The organism is Paenibacillus sp. EB106-06-01-XG199 (assembly GCF_058791575.1).
In genome coordinates this window covers 892,462-909,969 of record NZ_JBYTDQ010000001.1, presented here as the reverse complement: position 1 = coordinate 909,969, position 17,508 = coordinate 892,462, and the positions used below count along the sequence as shown (strand labels likewise).

General features: G+C 44.2%; 13 protein-coding genes, 1 pseudogene and 1 riboswitch. Of the genes and pseudogenes, 10 read left to right on the top strand and 4 right to left on the bottom strand.

Annotated features, from left to right (window positions below; translation table 11 throughout):
• The first annotated feature begins 11 nt into the window (after positions 1-11).
• The 5 genes from AC3WT9_RS04270 (at position 12) to AC3WT9_RS04250 (ending at position 7,808) form a co-directional block, all read left to right on the top strand.
• Entirely contained in the window at positions 12-2,084 is a 2,073-nt protein-coding gene (locus tag AC3WT9_RS04270; RefSeq protein ID WP_492407348.1) for an alpha-glucuronidase family glycosyl hydrolase, read from the top strand.
• Positions 2,085-2,328: 244 nt separating this feature from the next.
• On the top strand, positions 2,329-3,291 hold the full coding sequence (locus tag AC3WT9_RS04265; RefSeq protein WP_341093341.1) for a carbohydrate ABC transporter permease: 963 nt from the start codon (positions 2,329-2,331) through the stop codon (positions 3,289-3,291).
• The gene (locus AC3WT9_RS04260; RefSeq protein WP_341093342.1) at positions 3,288-4,133 is read left to right on the top strand and encodes a carbohydrate ABC transporter permease; all 846 of its coding nucleotides are present in this window, start codon (positions 3,288-3,290) and stop codon (positions 4,131-4,133) included. Before AC3WT9_RS04265 ends, AC3WT9_RS04260 begins: the two co-directional genes overlap by 4 nt.
• A gap of 200 nt (positions 4,134-4,333) precedes the next feature.
• Positions 4,334-6,070 (top strand): sensor histidine kinase, encoded by a 1,737-nt coding sequence (locus tag AC3WT9_RS04255; protein ID WP_341378708.1) that lies wholly within the window; start codon positions 4,334-4,336, stop codon positions 6,068-6,070.
• Positions 6,071-6,188: 118 nt separating this feature from the next.
• Positions 6,189-7,808, top strand: a complete 1,620-nt coding sequence (locus AC3WT9_RS04250) for a response regulator transcription factor (protein ID WP_342479850.1) — start codon at positions 6,189-6,191, stop codon at positions 7,806-7,808.
• A 356-nt stretch (positions 7,809-8,164) separates the two neighbouring features.
• Here the strand turns inward: AC3WT9_RS04250 and AC3WT9_RS04245 are convergent, their stop codons facing one another.
• Positions 8,165-8,620 carry a VOC family protein gene (locus tag AC3WT9_RS04245; RefSeq protein WP_341093346.1) on the bottom strand — a complete coding sequence of 152 codons (456 nt, stop codon included), beginning with the start codon at positions 8,618-8,620 and terminating at the stop codon, positions 8,165-8,167.
• Between the two features lie 121 nt (positions 8,621-8,741).
• Here AC3WT9_RS04245 and AC3WT9_RS04240 point away from each other — a divergent pair, with 121 nt between their 5' ends.
• From AC3WT9_RS04240 to AC3WT9_RS04230, 3 genes and pseudogenes are all read left to right on the top strand, one after another.
• Positions 8,742-9,653, top strand: coding sequence for a helix-turn-helix transcriptional regulator (locus AC3WT9_RS04240; RefSeq protein WP_341378711.1), 912 nt, complete (start codon positions 8,742-8,744; stop codon positions 9,651-9,653).
• Positions 9,654-9,946: 293 nt separating this feature from the next.
• A complete protein-coding gene (locus tag AC3WT9_RS04235) occupies positions 9,947-10,738 on the top strand; it encodes an SPL family radical SAM protein (RefSeq protein WP_342479851.1) in 792 nt (263 codons plus the stop codon).
• A gap of 195 nt (positions 10,739-10,933) precedes the next feature.
• A pseudogene (locus tag AC3WT9_RS04230) lies at positions 10,934-11,035 on the top strand (ABC transporter permease); the annotation flags it as partial.
• A gap of 38 nt (positions 11,036-11,073) precedes the next feature.
• Here the strand turns inward: AC3WT9_RS04230 and AC3WT9_RS04225 are convergent.
• The 3 genes from AC3WT9_RS04225 to AC3WT9_RS04215 are packed head-to-tail and all read right to left on the bottom strand — an operon-like array spanning position 11,074 to position 14,765.
• Entirely contained in the window at positions 11,074-12,213 is a 1,140-nt protein-coding gene (locus AC3WT9_RS04225) for a Ger(x)C family spore germination protein (protein WP_341093350.1), read from the bottom strand.
• Positions 12,210-13,304 carry a GerAB/ArcD/ProY family transporter gene (locus tag AC3WT9_RS04220; RefSeq protein WP_341378713.1) on the bottom strand — a complete coding sequence of 365 codons (1,095 nt, stop codon included), beginning with the start codon at positions 13,302-13,304 and terminating at the stop codon, positions 12,210-12,212. The genes AC3WT9_RS04225 and AC3WT9_RS04220 overlap by 4 nt, the downstream gene beginning before the upstream one ends.
• Before the next feature lie 36 nt (positions 13,305-13,340).
• Positions 13,341-14,765: a spore germination protein gene (locus tag AC3WT9_RS04215; RefSeq protein WP_341093352.1), complete on the bottom strand. Its 1,425-nt coding sequence runs from the start codon at positions 14,763-14,765 to the stop codon at positions 13,341-13,343.
• Positions 14,766-15,085: 320 nt separating this feature from the next.
• A riboswitch (cyclic di-AMP (ydaO/yuaA leader) is annotated at positions 15,086-15,273 on the top strand.
• A 162-nt stretch (positions 15,274-15,435) separates the two neighbouring features.
• Here AC3WT9_RS04215 and AC3WT9_RS04210 point away from each other — a divergent pair.
• Complete coding sequence (locus AC3WT9_RS04210) at positions 15,436-15,978, top strand: NfeD family membrane protein (protein WP_492407484.1); 543 nt, start codon at positions 15,436-15,438, stop codon at positions 15,976-15,978.
• Positions 15,979-16,000: 22 nt separating this feature from the next.
• Complete coding sequence (locus AC3WT9_RS04205; protein ID WP_341378714.1) at positions 16,001-17,419, top strand: flotillin family protein; 1,419 nt, start codon at positions 16,001-16,003, stop codon at positions 17,417-17,419.
• The last annotated feature ends 89 nt before the right edge of the window (positions 17,420-17,508 follow it).

Here is a 17,508-nt window from a genome sequence, read left to right as displayed (position 1 = left end):
GGGGAGTGTACATGGGTAATTCTGTGTTGTATCAACCAGGAGACGGGTATCTGGCCTGGCTGCAGTACCGCCGGATCACAACGGGAGCAAATGTTGATCAATATGCGGCATACAATCATCTTGTTGTGACTGAGCAGGATGATGTTGTTATTCGTTCTGCAGTGGACGAGCTGACTCAAGGCATGGAAAGATTCACAGGGAGAAAAGTATCCATCTCCGAAAAAACAGAGATAACTCCCAGTATCATTATAGGAACATTCGGAACTGGCTTAGCGATAGATGAATCATTCAGCACCGGTGTAAGCGGTGCTGTTAAGGCAGAGGGTTATGCGCTTCAAACGGACAGCATTACCGGTAATATCGCCATCGGAGCAGCTACTCCCGCAGGTGTATTATATGGAGTGTTCCATCTGCTGCGAATCATGGGTACAGGGGGCTCTGTGCAGAATTTGAATATTTTAGAGAACCCTGTCAATCAGCTGCGTATGATCAACCAGTGGGATAATATGGACGGGAGTGTGGAACGGGGCTATGCCGGGGAATCAATTTTTTATGAAGATAACCGGGTAACAAGCAATCTTCAGCGTATTCAGGATTACGCCCGCCTGCTGGCCTCCAGCGGAATCAATGCGATCGCCATCAATAATGTGAATGTCCACCGGGTGGAGAGCAGGCTGCTAACAGAATTCCTGCCGGACGTGGCGAAGCTGGCAGCTATTTTCCGCAGCTATGCCATCAAGCTGTTTCTGAGTATTAATTATGCTAGTACCATAGAGCTCGGCGGTCTCTTAACGGCAGATCCATTGGATTCCAACGTTCGTGAATGGTGGAGCGCGGCAGCGTCGGAAATATATGCAGCAATACCTGATTTTGGAGGATTCCTGGTAAAGGCCGATTCGGAGAACCGGCCGGGACCGTTCACCTATGGAAGAGATCACGCCGACGGGGCCAATATGCTGGCTGAAGCGTTGAAGCCGCATGGCGGAATTGTAATCTGGCGATGTTTTGTATATAACTGCAAGCAGGATTGGCGCGACCGTACCACGGATCGGGCGCGGGCAGCCTATGATCATTTCCAGCCGCTGGATGGACGCTTCATGGACAATGTCATTTTGCAGGTGAAGAATGGACCGATTGACTTTCAGGTGAGAGAGCCAGTCTCGCCGCTGCTAGGTGCTATGCCGAAGACGAATCAGGTAATCGAATTTCAGATTGCCCAGGAGTATACCGGCCAGCAGCGTCATGTGTGCTACCTGATACCCCAGTGGAAGAAGATTATGAACTTTGATACGCAGCTCCAAGGAGAAGGAACTACTGTCCAGCGCATTGTGGAAGGAGATGTTCACGGCAATCCTTACAGCGGCTTTGCAGCCGTCTCGAATATTGGAAATGACAGAAATTGGACGGGACATCTGCTGGCACAGGCGAATCTGTTCGGTTACGGCCGTCTGGCCTGGAATCCGGAGCTGTCTGCTGAGAAAATTGCTGTGGAATGGATTACGCTAACCTTTGGCAACAATGAGCTTCTGCTTCAGACCATACTAGACATCCTAATGAACTCCTGGGAGATTTATGAATCGTATACTGCCCCGCTAGGCGTTGGGTTTATGGTCAATCCTGACCATCACTACGGCCCTAATGTGGATGGATATGAATATTCAATGTGGGGCACCTATCACTTCGCAGACAGTTATGGTATAGGTGTGGACCGTACTACTGCAACAGGAACCGGGTATACCTCCCAATATGCCCTTATTAACATGGAACTGTACGAGTCGCTCGAGAGCTGCCCGGATGAACTGCTGCTTTTCTTCCACCATGTCCCATATACCCATGTGCTTCATTCTGGCAAAACTGTGATTCAGCATATTTACGACACACATTTTGAAGGCGCGAAGCGGGCAGCTGGATTGTTAGACGCCTGGAAGCTAGTCAAAGGACATATGGATGAACTTGCGTACCAGCATGTAGCAAACCGTCTTGAGGAGCAGGCTGAGCATGCTAAGGAGTGGCGTGATAGAATCAATACGTACTTCCTCCGGAAGAGCGGCATTGCTGACCAATGGGGAAGAACAATTTATTAATGATTCATGTAAACGGGAAGCGGTGAATGCCGCTTCTTTTTTTAAAGTATAAGAATTTATATGCTTCACGCTATAAATTATCCTTCTATTTCTCGCTGAAACGGATACCGTCCTTTTGAGGACGGCGAAGCCGTTTCCACTTGTCGTTATATTTTGAAAGAATTCGAGCATTCCCCTCCTTTAGCGGATGATATGCGGATTATATACTTAAAGTATAAAAATTAACCACAAGAGGTGACCACAGATGAACCGTTCCATAGCCACTATAGCCCACTCTGCTGCGAAGACGAAAAAAAGCTCATACTTTCGAAGCAGATGGAACGCTCCGCTTGCAGGCTATTTATTTATTTCGCCCTGGCTGATCGGATTTCTAGCGCTTACGGCATATCCGTTATTTTTATCACTGTACTATTCGTTTACCGACTACACTTTAATGCAGCCTATGAAGTGGGTTGGGACCCGCAATTATGAGCGTATTTTTACAGCGGATCCTAAATTCATCCAATCTGCTAAGGTAACCTTCACTTATGTGCTGGCTTCTGTACCTTTGAAGCTTATAGCGGCCCTCTTTGTCGCTATGATACTCAGCAAGGCGGTAAAAGGAATCAGCTTCTACCGTACGGCGATCTATTTTCCATCACTTATCGGAGGAAGTATCGGGGTATCGCTGCTCTGGCGCAACATTTTTGGTGTAGACGGGGTCTTTAACAAACTGATTGGCGTGTTCGGCTTTGAAGGGAAGGGCTGGATTACAAGTCCCGATACGGCACTTGCCACGCTGATTCTGCTGACGGTCTGGCAATTCGGCTCCACCATGGTTATTTTCCTGGCCGGCCTGAAGCAAATTCCTAATGATCTGTACGAGGCTTCTTCTGTGGACGGGGCCAATAAAGTAACTCAATTCTTCAAAATCACATTGCCGATGCTTTCACCGATTCTTTATTTCAACCTAATTATGGCAGTTATTGGAGCCTTCCAAATGTTCACTTCCGCATTTGTGATTACGAACGGCGGGCCGATGAACTCCACTTATGTGTATGCGATGTACTTGTATGAACGGGCATTCAGCCGTTACGAGCTGGGGTATGCTTCAGCACTTGCCTGGATTATGCTGGTCGGAATTATTGCAGCCACTGTACTGATTTCTTACACCTCGAAGTATTGGGTATTCTATGAAACAGACACTGGAGGGAAAAAACGCAAATGACAACACTAAAATTGAAGCCTGCGTTTCGCCATCTGTTCATGATACTCTTCAGTTTCATTATGGTTTACCCGGTTATCTGGTGGATCGGTGCATCACTGAAACACAGTACAGAGCTTGGCTCGCCGTCGATTTTTCCAGCTGTCCCGCAATGGAGCAACTTCACAAAAGGCTGGAGTTCGGTTCCAGGACATACGTTTACAGATTTCTATCTCAATACCTTCGGACTTGAGTTTGCCGTAATCGTCGCAACACTGTTATCCTGCACACTCGTTGCCTTCGGTTTTGCGAGATTGGATTTTCCGTTGAAGAATTTCTGGTTCTCCATCCTGATGCTGACCTTAATGATGCCTGGACAAGTGCTAATCATCCCTCAATACGCATTGTTCTACCAGCTTGGCTGGGTGAATACGTATCTCCCGTTTATTGTCCCCCATTTGCTTGCCGGTGGGGCAGGCGGCAGTTTCTTCGTCTTCCTCCTGATTCAATTTATACGCGGTGTTCCCAGAGAACTTGACGAATCGGCCAAAATTGACGGGTGTTCCTGGTTCGGTATCTTTTGGAGGGTTGTTATGCCTCTCGCCTTTCCTGCGATTGTTACGGTGACAATTTTCTGCTTCCTGTGGAATTGGGACGATTTCCTGGGTCATCTCCTGTACATCAACAGCGTGGACAAGTATACTGTTGGACTCGCGCTGCGTATGATCAATGACTCGCAATCAGCGGCGGAGTGGGGTCAACTGCTTGCCATGTCACTAGTGTCAATTCTTCCAGCAACTATTGTCTTCATGTTCCTTCAGAAGTACTTTGTTGAAGGGATTGCAACAACTGGAATAAAAGGATAAGATGCAAGTGGAAACAGCTTTTCCGTCATCAAAAGGACGGTATCTGTTTCAGCGAGAAATAGAAGGATAATTTATAGCGTGAAACATATAAATTCTTATCTTTTTAAAAAACTTCAGTCCGTTAACGGTAAAGCTTCGAATACCCTTCGCAGCTTTACCGTTTATTGTGTCTGAACCGGAGTTGAAGGAAGGTAGAGCGTTTGATCAATCCCTATAAAAAATATAGAATTGACCGTCTATTTTTTCATAGCTTTGCCATAGTGCTTATAGTAGTAATTGGTGTTACCGCAGGGACAAGCTACAGCAATTCTTCAAAGGCATTGGTACAGACCACCTCGCATTACCAGCAACAGCTGCTTGATGAGTTGAATAATGAAATTACGACCAGGTTGGTCATGATCGAACAAATTTCACTGTCCAGCTCCCGTGACAGCGAGCTGATCAACTTTCTTCTGAACAGGCAGGATGAATTTGAGAGGTATCGCAGGCGTGCGGGTGTAGAAAGCGCACTCGCGAATTTGACCTATGCCATTCCTCTGATTCAAGGAATTGACCTGTATATGGATAATCCTATCCTGAGTGAGCGGCAAAACTACATTCAGTTCCGGAACCTTGCGGATCTTAACAAGCAGGAAGGGGCCGAATGTCTGGCGAAGAGCGATTTCTGCTGGTCCAAGGAGTATAATTACCCCAGTGTGCAAGGCGATATCCCTGTTCTTAGCTTTTTCAGAAAAATAGTCTACGAGAATGACTATCTGGGAGTCCTTAAGGTCCACATTAAAGCCGACGAAATACGCAAACTATTAAAAGGAAATTCCGACGGATCAAACCGGATCATGGCTAGTAGCGAAGGCCAGCAAATTATGAAAATAGGCGATGCGCTGGACCAGAACGACTGGTCCCAGTGGATTGATCTGAAAAGTAACAAATCCGGGTATGTCCATATTCCGGCAAAAGATGGATCGCGTGATACACTGCTCGTCTACTCCAGAATGGATAATTCCATCTGGACACTAATTGAATTTACGTCTTGGAAACAGATCACGGCAAGCAGCCTGAAGCTGGCAGAATGGATCGGTTTAATTGGTATTGCCGCAGTGCTGCTGGTACTGCTCTTGACCCACTTTTTAAGCAAGCAATTTACCAAGCCGATCAAAAAGCTCGTAACTGCGATGCGGCTGTATTCCGTAGGAGGCGACAATGTAGAACTTCCGGTGGATTATGAGAATGAATTCGGTTATTTATTCTCCGGTTACCGGAAGCAGAACGAACGGATTGAAGAACTGTATCTCTCCCTGGAGCGCCGTTATGAACAGCAGCGGAAAGCCGAAATTGAGGCACTTCAGGCTAATATCAATCCACACTTCCTATATAATATGCTGGATCAACTCAACTGGATGGCGATTGATGCCGGACAAGACGAACTAAGCCGTATTTTGGAGCTGATGGGACGTATGTTTCGGATCGGCTTGTCCAACGGCAACAGCTTTATCACAATAGCAGATGAACTGCTGCATATAGAGTGTTATCTGGAAATCCAGCAGCTGCGCTGGGGAGAAGGGCTTGAATACAGGATTGAGGCAGCGTCTGAGCTACAGGAGTTATACATTCCGAAGCTTACACTACAGCCGTTCGTGGAGAATTCTATCGTTCATGGATTCAATAAACAGAAAAGCGGCTATGTATCTATCGTAATGGAGAGAATGGGAGATGCTCTGCATATTGTCATTGAGGATAATGGTGCCGGACTCAAGCAGCCTGAAAACAGTTCCCATAACCGTCATACAGGAGGCTACGGTATACGTAATGTGAGAGAGAGAATTTCCGGTTACTTCGGGGAGAGTTATGGAATTACATTAAGAGAACGTGAAGAAGGTGGAACAAGAGTGGAAATAATGCTCCCGCTGCTGACAGATTCTCTAACCAAAAAGGACTGATCCCTAAGAGATAGATCCATGGTCAATATACAAACGCACATATTACTTTGGTAAGCGCTTCCGTTGGTAAGTGAAGCAGCCGTGCTTTCGTACTTATGGAGTTAAGGAGGTAAGCGTAATGTGGAAAATCGCAATCATAGATGATGAGCGCCAAGTCCTGAAGGGGATGAAACGGGCGATTCCCTGGGATGAGCTGGGAGCTGAGTGGGCTGGAGAAGCTATGAACGGAGAGGACGGACTGGAGGTAATCCGCCGTACCCTACCGGACATTGTGATCACTGATCTTTATATGCCCGTGATGAGCGGTCTGGATATGATGGAGCAGCTTAGAACGGAAGGATTCCAAGGTAAAATCATTATTCTGAGCGGTTATTCAGATTTTGAGCATGCGAGACAGGCTCTAAGGTTTCATGTGACCGACTATGTCTCTAAGCCAATCAGTCTGCCGACGTTAAAATCGATTCTAAGCAATGTCGTACAAGAACTTGAGGAAGAGGAAGAGAAGCGAATCAGGCAGTGGGAGATTGAGTTTAAAATGACGATGTATGAGCCTTTTGTTGAACTGGAGTGGGTTCGCTCCGCAGCTGTCGGTACCCTGGGCCATGCATACAGAGACAGCACTCCTCTCCCCCCGTCATATCTTTTTTGGCAGGAGCGCAAGCATGTCACTGTCGGAATCGAGCTGATCCGTGATGAACGAGCCAGATGTCTATCCGTCTCCGATTGGAACCTTTTCCGGTTTGCGGTCAGCAATATTGCTTGTGAAGTAGCGCGTAAGCTGTTCCCGGATCTGGAATACACAGAGCTGCACAGTACCAGAACATTACTGATTATTCATCCGGATGCAAGACAGCTCGAACAGTTAGAAGACAAGCTGGAAGAACTGGGAATCCGGCTGATTGACAGCATCGGCAGCTATCTCAAGCTGGTTACACGTATAGGAATCGGGGGAGTGAAGGATACATGGACCAAGCTTTCCGACTCGACAGAGGAAGCTTTCCGCGCGATGGATCAAAGAGCATTACGGGTCGCTTCCGCACATGAAGTGTATCTGTACCGGGAGAACAGCAGCAGCGAACCGGGAAGTGTCGCCCTTTTTCCGGTCAAGTTCTCGTATAAACTAGCTACGGCAATGAAGGCATCTCAGGAAGCGGAAGCCCATCAGCTTGTGCTGGAATATATAATGGAAATGAAAAAGCAAGAGGGGATATCACAGGGATACGTACAAATGCTTGGAAGCGAGCTATGGGGAATTATAACCTATTCGTTGTATGAATCCGGCTTTGTACTGGATGACCTGTTCACCAATGACCAGATTGCCAAGGAGATCAGCAGCCTGATTGTACCGGACCAGCTGGCAAGCTGGCTTATGGACAAAATCACCAGGATCTGCAGCAACAGGCAATGGAAAGGAAGCAGTAAGCATCGGCAGGTTGTCGATTTCATGACCAGTTACATTCATGAGCACTATGCGGAAGAGCTGACACTCGCCGAGCTTTCGGATAAGGTATTCATTTCGCGGAACCACTTGTCTATTATTTTTAAAAATATTACTGGAGAAACCTTCAATAACTATCTGACCCGGGTGCGGATCGAGAAAGCGCGGGAGTTACTCATGGAGCGGAATATGCTGGTGTATGAGGTGGCGGAACGGGTCGGCTATAAGAACATTCCCTACTTCAGCACATTGTTCAAGAAAATAACCGGTATGAACCCTACAGAACTTATAAAAAGCTAACGCCCCAAAGGACAGCATGCTCTATAAACGGAGAGCAACAGCGACGTTTCTCCGGCAAGTACCTGGTTCTGTTTGATGCCTTGGGCCAGCGGAAGTGTTATAGAAGGCTTGGCCGGCGACTACTGGGAAGCAAACGTCAAGTAGCGTTGGTGATTATAAGTGACACGCACAATGAGGATGGGACTGACCCAAAAGCCATGAAAGCATGGTGGGAAGAAAACGAAGTTCAATTGGAAAAGCAACAACAATATGAAACTGAAGTGAAAACCGGACCGGGTAGGGGATTATCCCTATCCGGTCCGGTTATTTTTTTCATCCACTTTGTGCTCTTTCAGCAGATTGCAGGCAAGCGAAGGCTACACGGCTAAACGATCAAGGAACTTATAAGCGTCGCTATTAAACTTCCAAACAACACCAAATTTATCAACCAACATTCCGAAGCAGGAAGACCAAGGCATTTCTGATAACGGCATAATAATATAGCCTCCCACAGACAAATTGGAAAAGTAATTTTCCAGTGCCTGTTTATCATCAATAACGATACTAATCAGTAAATTGTTGCCTTTAACCAACTCGCCTGTTACTTTCTTCATCGAAGGCAGAATATCCGACATCATTATTTGTCCACCAGCGAATTCTAACGATGACTCCATAATCATGTTCAACTCATTTTCTGGCATAGGATAGTTTGGATCTTGTGGAAAATCCTTGAATTTCACTTTTTTTACTTTACTTGAATTCAGAGCTTCTGAATAAAACTCAATGACCTGCTCTGTATTCCCATCAAAGTTCAAATATGCAATAACTGACATGAAAAAACCTCCTTCTTGTAATACATGAAGTATAAGCTATAATAGGTGACAGCTATTTTGTCACCTATTATAGCTTTGGGATAATTTTTTTACCTTAAGAAGATTATCTGGGAGGGACAATATGAATAAAATTGAAAGACTAATATCTATAGTAATGATCTTGCTGCAAAAGAATGTTGTTTCCGCAACCGGATTTGCACAATTATTTAACGTGTCCAAAAGAACGATTCTACGTGATATGGAAACTCTCAGTTTGTCTAACATACCTATTTATTCTATAAATGGAGTTAAGGGGGGATACGGGATTATGGATGAATACAAATTAGACAAACGACTGCTAAGCAGTAAAGACTTACAAAATATCCTAACCGCACTGGGCGGATTGGGACAAATTCTATTTAGTGACGAAGTTGAGCTAACTCTTAAAAAAATTGAATCGATGATAGGCTCAGCAACCTGGAAAGGTTCAATTCACCTGTCATTTTATGAATGGAACGGTCGTTCTGAAATTCTTCAAATACTAAAGACTTGTCAAGAAGCAATAGTGCAAGGAAGATTACTTACATTCGATTATATAGATCGAAGTGGAGGGAAGACGAATAGAATGATCGAGCCATACCAGCTTCATTTTAGTGAAATGAGTTGGTATTTGAAGGGGTTTTGTTTAAATCGAATGGAATATCGGACTTTTAAATTGTCCAGAACGGATAATCTTAATATCGATATCAAAACATTTGTTCCTAGAGATTTTTTGACTGAGCAAAAAGCCGAACAACATTATCAACCGGAATTAATTACAATTAAAGCATTGATCTCGCATAGCATAAAAGATCACTTTATTGAAAGATACGGGCAGAAAAGAATTGAAGCCTATAATTCTGAATTTTTAATAGCCACAATAGATGTGCCGCAAAACCATATCGGATTCCGGTTTTTGGCTAGTTTTGGATCTGAATTAGAAATCATAGAGCCTCAAACATATGTTGAAGATTTTCGAGAGTTTCTAAGTGCCATGATAAAGAAATATGCCTAAAGAATCCCCATTGAGGCATTAATGCGCTTTCCTTGAGGTCTAATAAATAATACATACGGATTGACTCCCGGGGTTAACGCCTTTAAGCCTGTGAGAGTTCGTAAACGCAGGTACGATAGCTGAAATCAACGAAAACACAAAAAAACCATAGATCATATATGACCCATGGATTCGTATGTCATTTTTTTCAAGACCTTATTCAACATCATAGCAAATCAGCAATTATAAGTCTATATTTTTTTTGAGAATTAATTTACCATCTTGTTATAAGATGATGAATGGAGATGGTGAAAATGCTCAAAGAAATATTTGTTAAGAATGCAATGACGTATGAATATCCGCCGGATGGAGGGATAGTACCGATTATTGACCCGTATGATGGATGTACAATTGGATGTCCTTATTGTTTCCAATTAGAAGATGAGACTTGGAATACTGACTTGAATGTTAAAGTTAATATTCCAGATGTTTTGCAAAAAGAACTTATTCAATGGAATAAAGAAGATACTGTGTACTTGGGTAGTAAGTGTGATCCCTATATGGAGATAGAACGGAAATACCAATTAACAAGAAAATGTTTACTTGAATTAAGTAAGTTAAACTTGAAATGTATGGTTACAACTAAAGCCGGATCAAAACTCATCTTTAGAGATATTGATGTAATAAAACCCATGGGGAACAAATTCACTTTACTTTTAGGATTAACTAACCTGCAACAGTTGAGTGAAATCGATGATTATACTCTTATGAGTAATATACAGACAGCAAATCAGTTACACCGAATGGGAATTACTGTATGGGTATTTATTACTCCGATTTTACCTGGTATTACTGATATAGATTCAATGATTAACGCAATAGATCAAGACATTCCTATATTTTTGGATAAGGTTAGATTAAAACGAAACACTAGACCAGCACTAAGGTTGGAACGTTTCATCGACAATCATTACCCTCATTTAATTACGACTTACAAAGACATAATCTATAATAATACGGATGTTTACTATGAAGATATCAAAGAAAAGTGGGGTAAAACTGAGAGAGTAAAGTTTGTATTCGAGTCAAGTAATTCAACCGGCTAAGGGTAGTCTTTATGAGAACGATTGGTTATGTACTAATAATACTTTTTATTATTTTCCTTTTATCTGCTTGTAATAGTAGCAATGTTAATTCCAGTGACTTCCATCCTTCTTCCAAATCCGATGTGTAGCAACCCACACCAGTGAGCCGCCTTCAGAAGAAATAAAAGTAGAAGACAGAATGATTGTCCTCCAAGGATTCCAACGATTGACGGCATGAAGGTGGGGCTTGTACAACTGCCCGGGATGATGACCGGGATGATTATTTCTGGAGCCAATCCGGTCATAGCCGTGCGTTTTTAGCAGCTATTCACCTTAGAAGGTTGGTAACATCTCTTTTACTCAAGAATGCCGGTATCTACAATTTTAATCTCTACTTTAGGATGGAATCGTACTTTACGATAATCCTTAGACCAATTTTTCTCCTTCCAGACATTGTGATGATAAGCAATAAGCTTTCTCCCCACACCAAAGATATCACAGTTAGCCTTTTGGACTTCTTCCACAACCGATTCAGCTTCCTTTGTGAGAATTTCCGAAAATGCTTGATTTATTTTTTGAAGATCTTTTTCTTTTAGCAAACGCTCTCCGGGAAACTCTTCTACGACGGCTTGAAGTTTTAATTCCAAATTGACTTCAACACTTTCGTCAGCAGAAACCGATACCTTGAATTTCCGTTTCACTTTTTTCAAACCTACATTAATGGTAATGTACTCCTGTATATTATCCGGATAGCCCAGATCAATTTTCTTTGTAAATCGCGCATTTTTTCCCTTTTGCCCCATCAGTAGGACTAGTAAGATTGACTGATCCGGGTTCGTCATCCCACTATAATACTGATCATTAAAGAGGGCCAATCCTTTCGTGATAATCTCATTGCCTTCTATAGCTATATAGGGAAGAGCAAAGTCCTGTCCAGGATCCTTCAGGAACCGGAACACGGTATCTAACGTTTCTTTTGGAAATACACTCATTTCCTCAAGACTTTCAATCTTTTGTGTAATGAAATCGCCAATCTTTAATTCCCCAACCATCTTTTGTTCAAGAATGTCGGAGGCATTTCCTTCGGCTATAATTACCCTAACGTTGGATGTCGGGTTGGTTGGATCCCTAAAGTTCACATCCAAATTAGAGTAAAGGCCTTGCTTTGCCACTGACTTTCCAAGTAATTGAAAACCATTTTTAAGAAATCTTATGTTTCCCCTCACCCGATTACGCATCTCATTGCTGGCACTACGCAGGTTATGTCCATAACTCGTATGAATTTCGTTCGTAGTGGATTTTTGCTCAATATCAGGCGGAATGATTAATTCCACAGTTTCTTTTATCATTCCATTTTCAGTTACATCAAACCCCGCACTGTAGGCTAGATGTAAGTCTTTCAAATATTCCCGGTCCCAGCATCCGGTGAGGCTGAGGGGGGAAAGAATAATCAGCACCGATAGCATAACCTTTCCTAATTTCACGTACCATCTCATGCAAGGCCACTTCCTTTTCTCTTTATCATTAGAGAAATGATTAACATTACCAGCGGGAGCCCACCAATAAAGAAATAGGCAGCATATGTAGAGGCTGTATCCAGTAGATGAATGCCAACAGAAGTTACTGGCGCAAGCGCGATTATAAATGTAGTGATTTTCACAAATGGAGTAAAATTCCGATGGCTTTTTCGCCTCAGTAAAGCACTGAGCCCCATGGACGCTGCATAGCAATAGCTTACGATAGAACATACAAGGGTTATGGCCCAGATCGGCAAAAACAAGATATCTGCACGGTCTATAATGAAAAAGCTTAGAGATTTCATTAAATAAATGACCGGTTCGGGAATCATTTTGATTTGCTCGGAGTTAAAGAACATCAGACAGGTAGAGACCACAAAGAAATAGAATAGGGTCACAAACAAGTTAGAGAGACTGACTGTTATCAATTTTTGTTTATCTGTACCTTCAGACAGCGGGTAGATGATCAGCATTAATTCGAAACCATACATAGATATGGTTGTTTCCTTTGCTCCTTTTACGATATTCCAGAAGCCTTTTTCCAATAGCGGTAACATATTTTCCAGATGGGCTTGAGTTAATCCATAAATGATAAATAAAAATAGTGGAATAAAAAGCACGGATGCCAGCGTATAAAATCTTGCCAATACTGTCAGCTTTTCTCTTGAGAGGTAGAGAGTCATGATAGAAAAAAGAGCTAGTACAGCCCATCTTGGCGTAGTTTGCAGCATCCATCTCCGGAGCACCTCAACGGCACTAAGCATAATATTAGAGCCAAGCAGAATAAAGTAACCAATATACAGAATAATCAATAGACTGCCAATAATCGGGCCTGCAAGTTTCATGCAAATACCGAATAGGTTAAGTCCGGGGAATTTCTTCAGCAGGACCCACAGAAGAATGATGACAAGTTGGGTAATAACCCCTGCAACTAAAACAGAAAGTCCACCTCCACCTTTGGCAGTTTCGTTAAGTTTGTTAGGAAGAGACAGAATACCAACACCGATTTGGGCTTGAATAATAAAAAGGAAGAGTTGTCCCCTTGTGATCATTTTTTCTTTTTGAGCCACCGTATCAACTCCTGTAAGTACTATGTAGATTAATGATCATTTATCCGTTTTTGGGTTGCTTGAACTCTTTCGGATGGACCAAATTGGAAAGCGTACGAAGGTATCTTTCAGGCCTTGAAATTTCAACGGACTTAATGGTCTCAGGTAGGTTTGCCCAAACGATTCTAGCTTGCACAAATGTATGAAAATGAGTGTTAACCCAAATGATATCCCAATATATCCGAATAATGAGGCAGCAATCATCAATGGAAACCGCATAAACCGGATAGCAGAGCTCATTTCGTTGGAAGGGATAAGAAAAGATGCAATGGCAGTCAACGCTACAACAATAATCATCGAATAAGAAACCAATCCCGCCTTAACAATTGCATCCCCGATAACCAACCCCCCAACAATCCCAATAGTTTGACCTACACGACTGGGCAGACGTAGTCCTGCTTCCCGTAGCAGTTCGAATATAAGTTCAAGCAGCATCGCTTCAATCAGCGGAGGGAAAGGGACCCGGGTCAATAAACCTTGAATCGAAAAGAACAATTGCAAGGGAAGGACATTGGAGTGGAAAGAAACGGTGGCAATGTAGAGCGCTGGCAACTGAAATGCTGTTACAAAGCCGATCAGACGGATAAACCGGACAAAAGAAGCGATCATCCATCGATTGTTATAGTCATCCGGTGTCTGATAAAAGCTGAAAAAGCTCGCCGGCAAAATCAGAGCTGTAGGGTCCCCATCCAGCAGTATAGCCACATATCCATCCAGCAAATAAGCTGAGGTATGGTCCGGACGCTCCGTATTGATTAGTTGTGGAAATATGGAGAAGGAGTTATCCTCCGTTAATTCCTGAATAAAGCCAGTGGAGATTATCCAATCGAGCGAAATTTTCTTTATCCTTGATTCTACAATTTTTATCAATTCTGGGTTGGCCATATTCTCCATATAGACTAAGCCTACCTGCTTGGGGGCGAATTTCCCAAGTGTGAAGTAGCGGACAATAAGGTTTGGGGAGGCAATTTGTTTCCGAATCAGGTATAAGTTAACCTTCATCTGTTCAATAAAACCGTTGTGAGGTCCCCGAATAACCCCTTCATTCTCAGGTTCGCTAATGCTTCGTTCATATTTGGCAGGAGTGAAGAGGACATAAAATTCAGACATTCCTTCTAAAAAATAAAGACAGCTTCCTTCAAGAAGTCCCTGAATGCCTTGGTTTAGTTCTGTTTCCAAACTGAAACTAAGTGTTGTGAAAAGCTCAGAAAGGTCTTTGTCCTGATTACGGCTAAAAGGAACAATCACGTTCCGTTCAATCAATTCCGTGTCAGTGAGGGACTCCAGATAAAAGACCAACCCTTCCCTTCCCTGAAAGGATAAGCTTCTTTTTTTGAGGTCACTTGTATAGAATAGTGCTGCTTCGATATAATCGGAGTTTTGATCTACAGAAGGAGATGAGGTCTGAGTTTGGTTAGTCATTATAAGGCGCTCAACTTTCGATTAGTTTTGCGGTTAACGTTCCCGAATGATTTGCAGAATATTCCTGACGGGAACTTTAATGTGCGATATAGAAGAATATTGGGGATGATGTTGAGCCAGCAGACGTTTCTGTTTTGTTTTCCTAGGGACATGAAGTGGAGCAAAAATGAGCAAATCATCGATCGCTTAAGAGTAATACCATAGAATGCGCATTCATTCGCGAAGTGGTGGCATTTTGGGCTTCTTTTGCCATCCGCAACGTTTTACATTAAATGGTCACAGGCGTAAGATTCAAATCAACAACCGAATGTAATATAACTGTTCTCAAATGGCTGAATTCCGATAATGGGAACGGGGGAACCAATGGTGAATGTGGCTTTTGCTCAGATAGCTGCCGCTCACTTGGGGTGAATCCTTGCTGCGTGCTGAAAAGCCGCTTCTTACAAGGTAGGGCAATCTCGCTGCCCGAATCCGTCAGCTAACCCCGTAAGCCTCGAAGAGAGAGGATGAGCGCCATGATCGATTAACCGACCACGGAGAGCCCTGACGCTTCTGTGGTCTTTTTGCTGCGCATGCAGAAAGGGAAAACGATCTATATGAGAGTTTAGAAATCTTATAACAACGAAATTCAGAGTGATTAGGCACTATCTAAAATCCTTTAAAGGGGGGGATTGGTATCGTTACTGTATTTATCGTGTGCTTCTGGGTTGGATTGCTGCTTCTCCTTAGCGGCGGATTTCATGGGCATGGCCTGGCCGGTCATCTGCATGTGGGAGGTGGCGATGCTGGTGGTCCGGGCTTTGTGCCCATACTCCCTCTAATGGTATTTGTCACGGTCTGGGGCGGCAGTGGTTATGTGCTTACCCGGTTCAGCGGAATGAATATACTTGCAGTGGTGCTGATCTGCACCGGGGTTGCCTTGCTGCTGGGCTGTCTGATATATGCGGTGCTGGCCCGGGTGATGACTCGGTATGACAGTAGCATGAATAAAATGGATTATGAGCAGGCGGGACAACTCGGGTACATCAGCATTTCTGCAGGGGATGGAGCAGTGGGAGAGATGAAATATGTGCTGCATGGAACGATGCGTTCCATTGGAGTACGGGCAGAAACCGGCCAGCAGCTCGCCAAGGGTGACAGGGTGATTATTTTGAAGGTGGATAAAGGATTAGCGGTAGTCACCCTCTTCGAGAGGGAAAACGAACAATTATAACTAACGGGGAGTGTCGAACCAAATGGTTATTCTTTATTTAATCTCGGCAATTGTTGTTGTTATCCTGCTGGCTTTGTTCAGTATCGTGAACGCTTATAAAAAGGTTCCGCCCAATCAGGCGATGATTGTATTCGGCCTCGGCGGAAAAAGAGTGGTTCAGGGCGGCGGGACGTTCGTCATTCCCGGCTTCCAGAACAATAAGACCATCTCTATGATGCTGATGAGCTTCGATGTCATCCCAGCGCAGGCAATGTTCTCCCGGCAGGGCATCAAGCTCAACCTGGAGGCGGTAGCCCAGATTAAGATTAAAAGCGATCCTACCGCTATACTTACTGCCAGTGAGCAGTTTATCGACAGGCCGGAAGAGGACCGTGAGACGATTATCCTGCATTCGGTGGAAGGCCATTTGCGCGGCTTGATCGGACAATTAACGGTAGAATCCATTCTAAAGACACCTGACGAAATCAACAGCAAGATGCGGGAGACCTGCTCGGAAGACCTCGACAAGATGGGGCTTGAGGTAGTCAGCTTCACCATTAAGAAAATTACTGACGACAAAGGGTATATCGACAATATGGGGGTTCCGGAAATTGAGCGCATCCGCCGCGATGCCAGCATCGCCAAGGCGGAAGCAGAACGCGACATTCAGATCAAACAAGCCGAGGCGGAGAAGGAATCCGCCATTGCCAAAGCCAATGCACATCAGGCTACCATTGAAGCTGGAACCGCAGCCCGCGCCAAGGAATCTCTGTTCGAGAAGGATTTGAACATTAAGCAGGCAGACTTTAAACTGGAAACTGAAGTAAAAAAAGCACAGGCGGATCTTGCGTACGAATTGCAGCAGAACAAAATTAAGCAGTCGCTGGTTACCGAACAGGTCAAGATTACGCAGATGGAAGCGGAGGCCAATAGGACCGTCCGGGAAATCGAAGTTGAGCTGAGACAGAAGGAGCTGGAGGCCACGGTGATCAAGCCTGCTGAGGCGGAGAACCAGGCTACGATCATGAGAGCGGAAGCGGCTAAGCAGCGGAAAATTCTTGAGGCTGAAGCAGAGGCGGCCACAATGACCAAACGGGGGCTGGCAACAGCGGAAGCAGAACTGGCGAAGGGAAAAGCCAACGCGGAAATTGTTCAGCTGGCCGGAGCAGCGGAAGCGGGGGCACTGGAGAAGAAAGCTGAAGCGTACAAACAGTTCACGCAAGCCGCCCTTATAGTGGAATTCTTGAAGGTTCTGCCAGAGCTGGCTGATAAAATCGCTTCCCCGCTGGCCAAGGTCGATAAGATTACAGTGATTTCCCAGGATGGAGCTTCATCCGGCATAAACAAAATTACCGGCGATATCGCCAAAATCATGGCCCAGGTTCCTGAATTGACACAGACGCTTACCGGTATGAACGTGACAGAGGCTCTCAGCGGGCTGCTCGGCCGGGATAAGCAATAATTCTATATTTCCTTGCATAAGCACCTCTCTATTAAGGAAAACTTCTGTAGTGCGAATAAACAGCATGATTCCGTTTTTGGAGACTTATT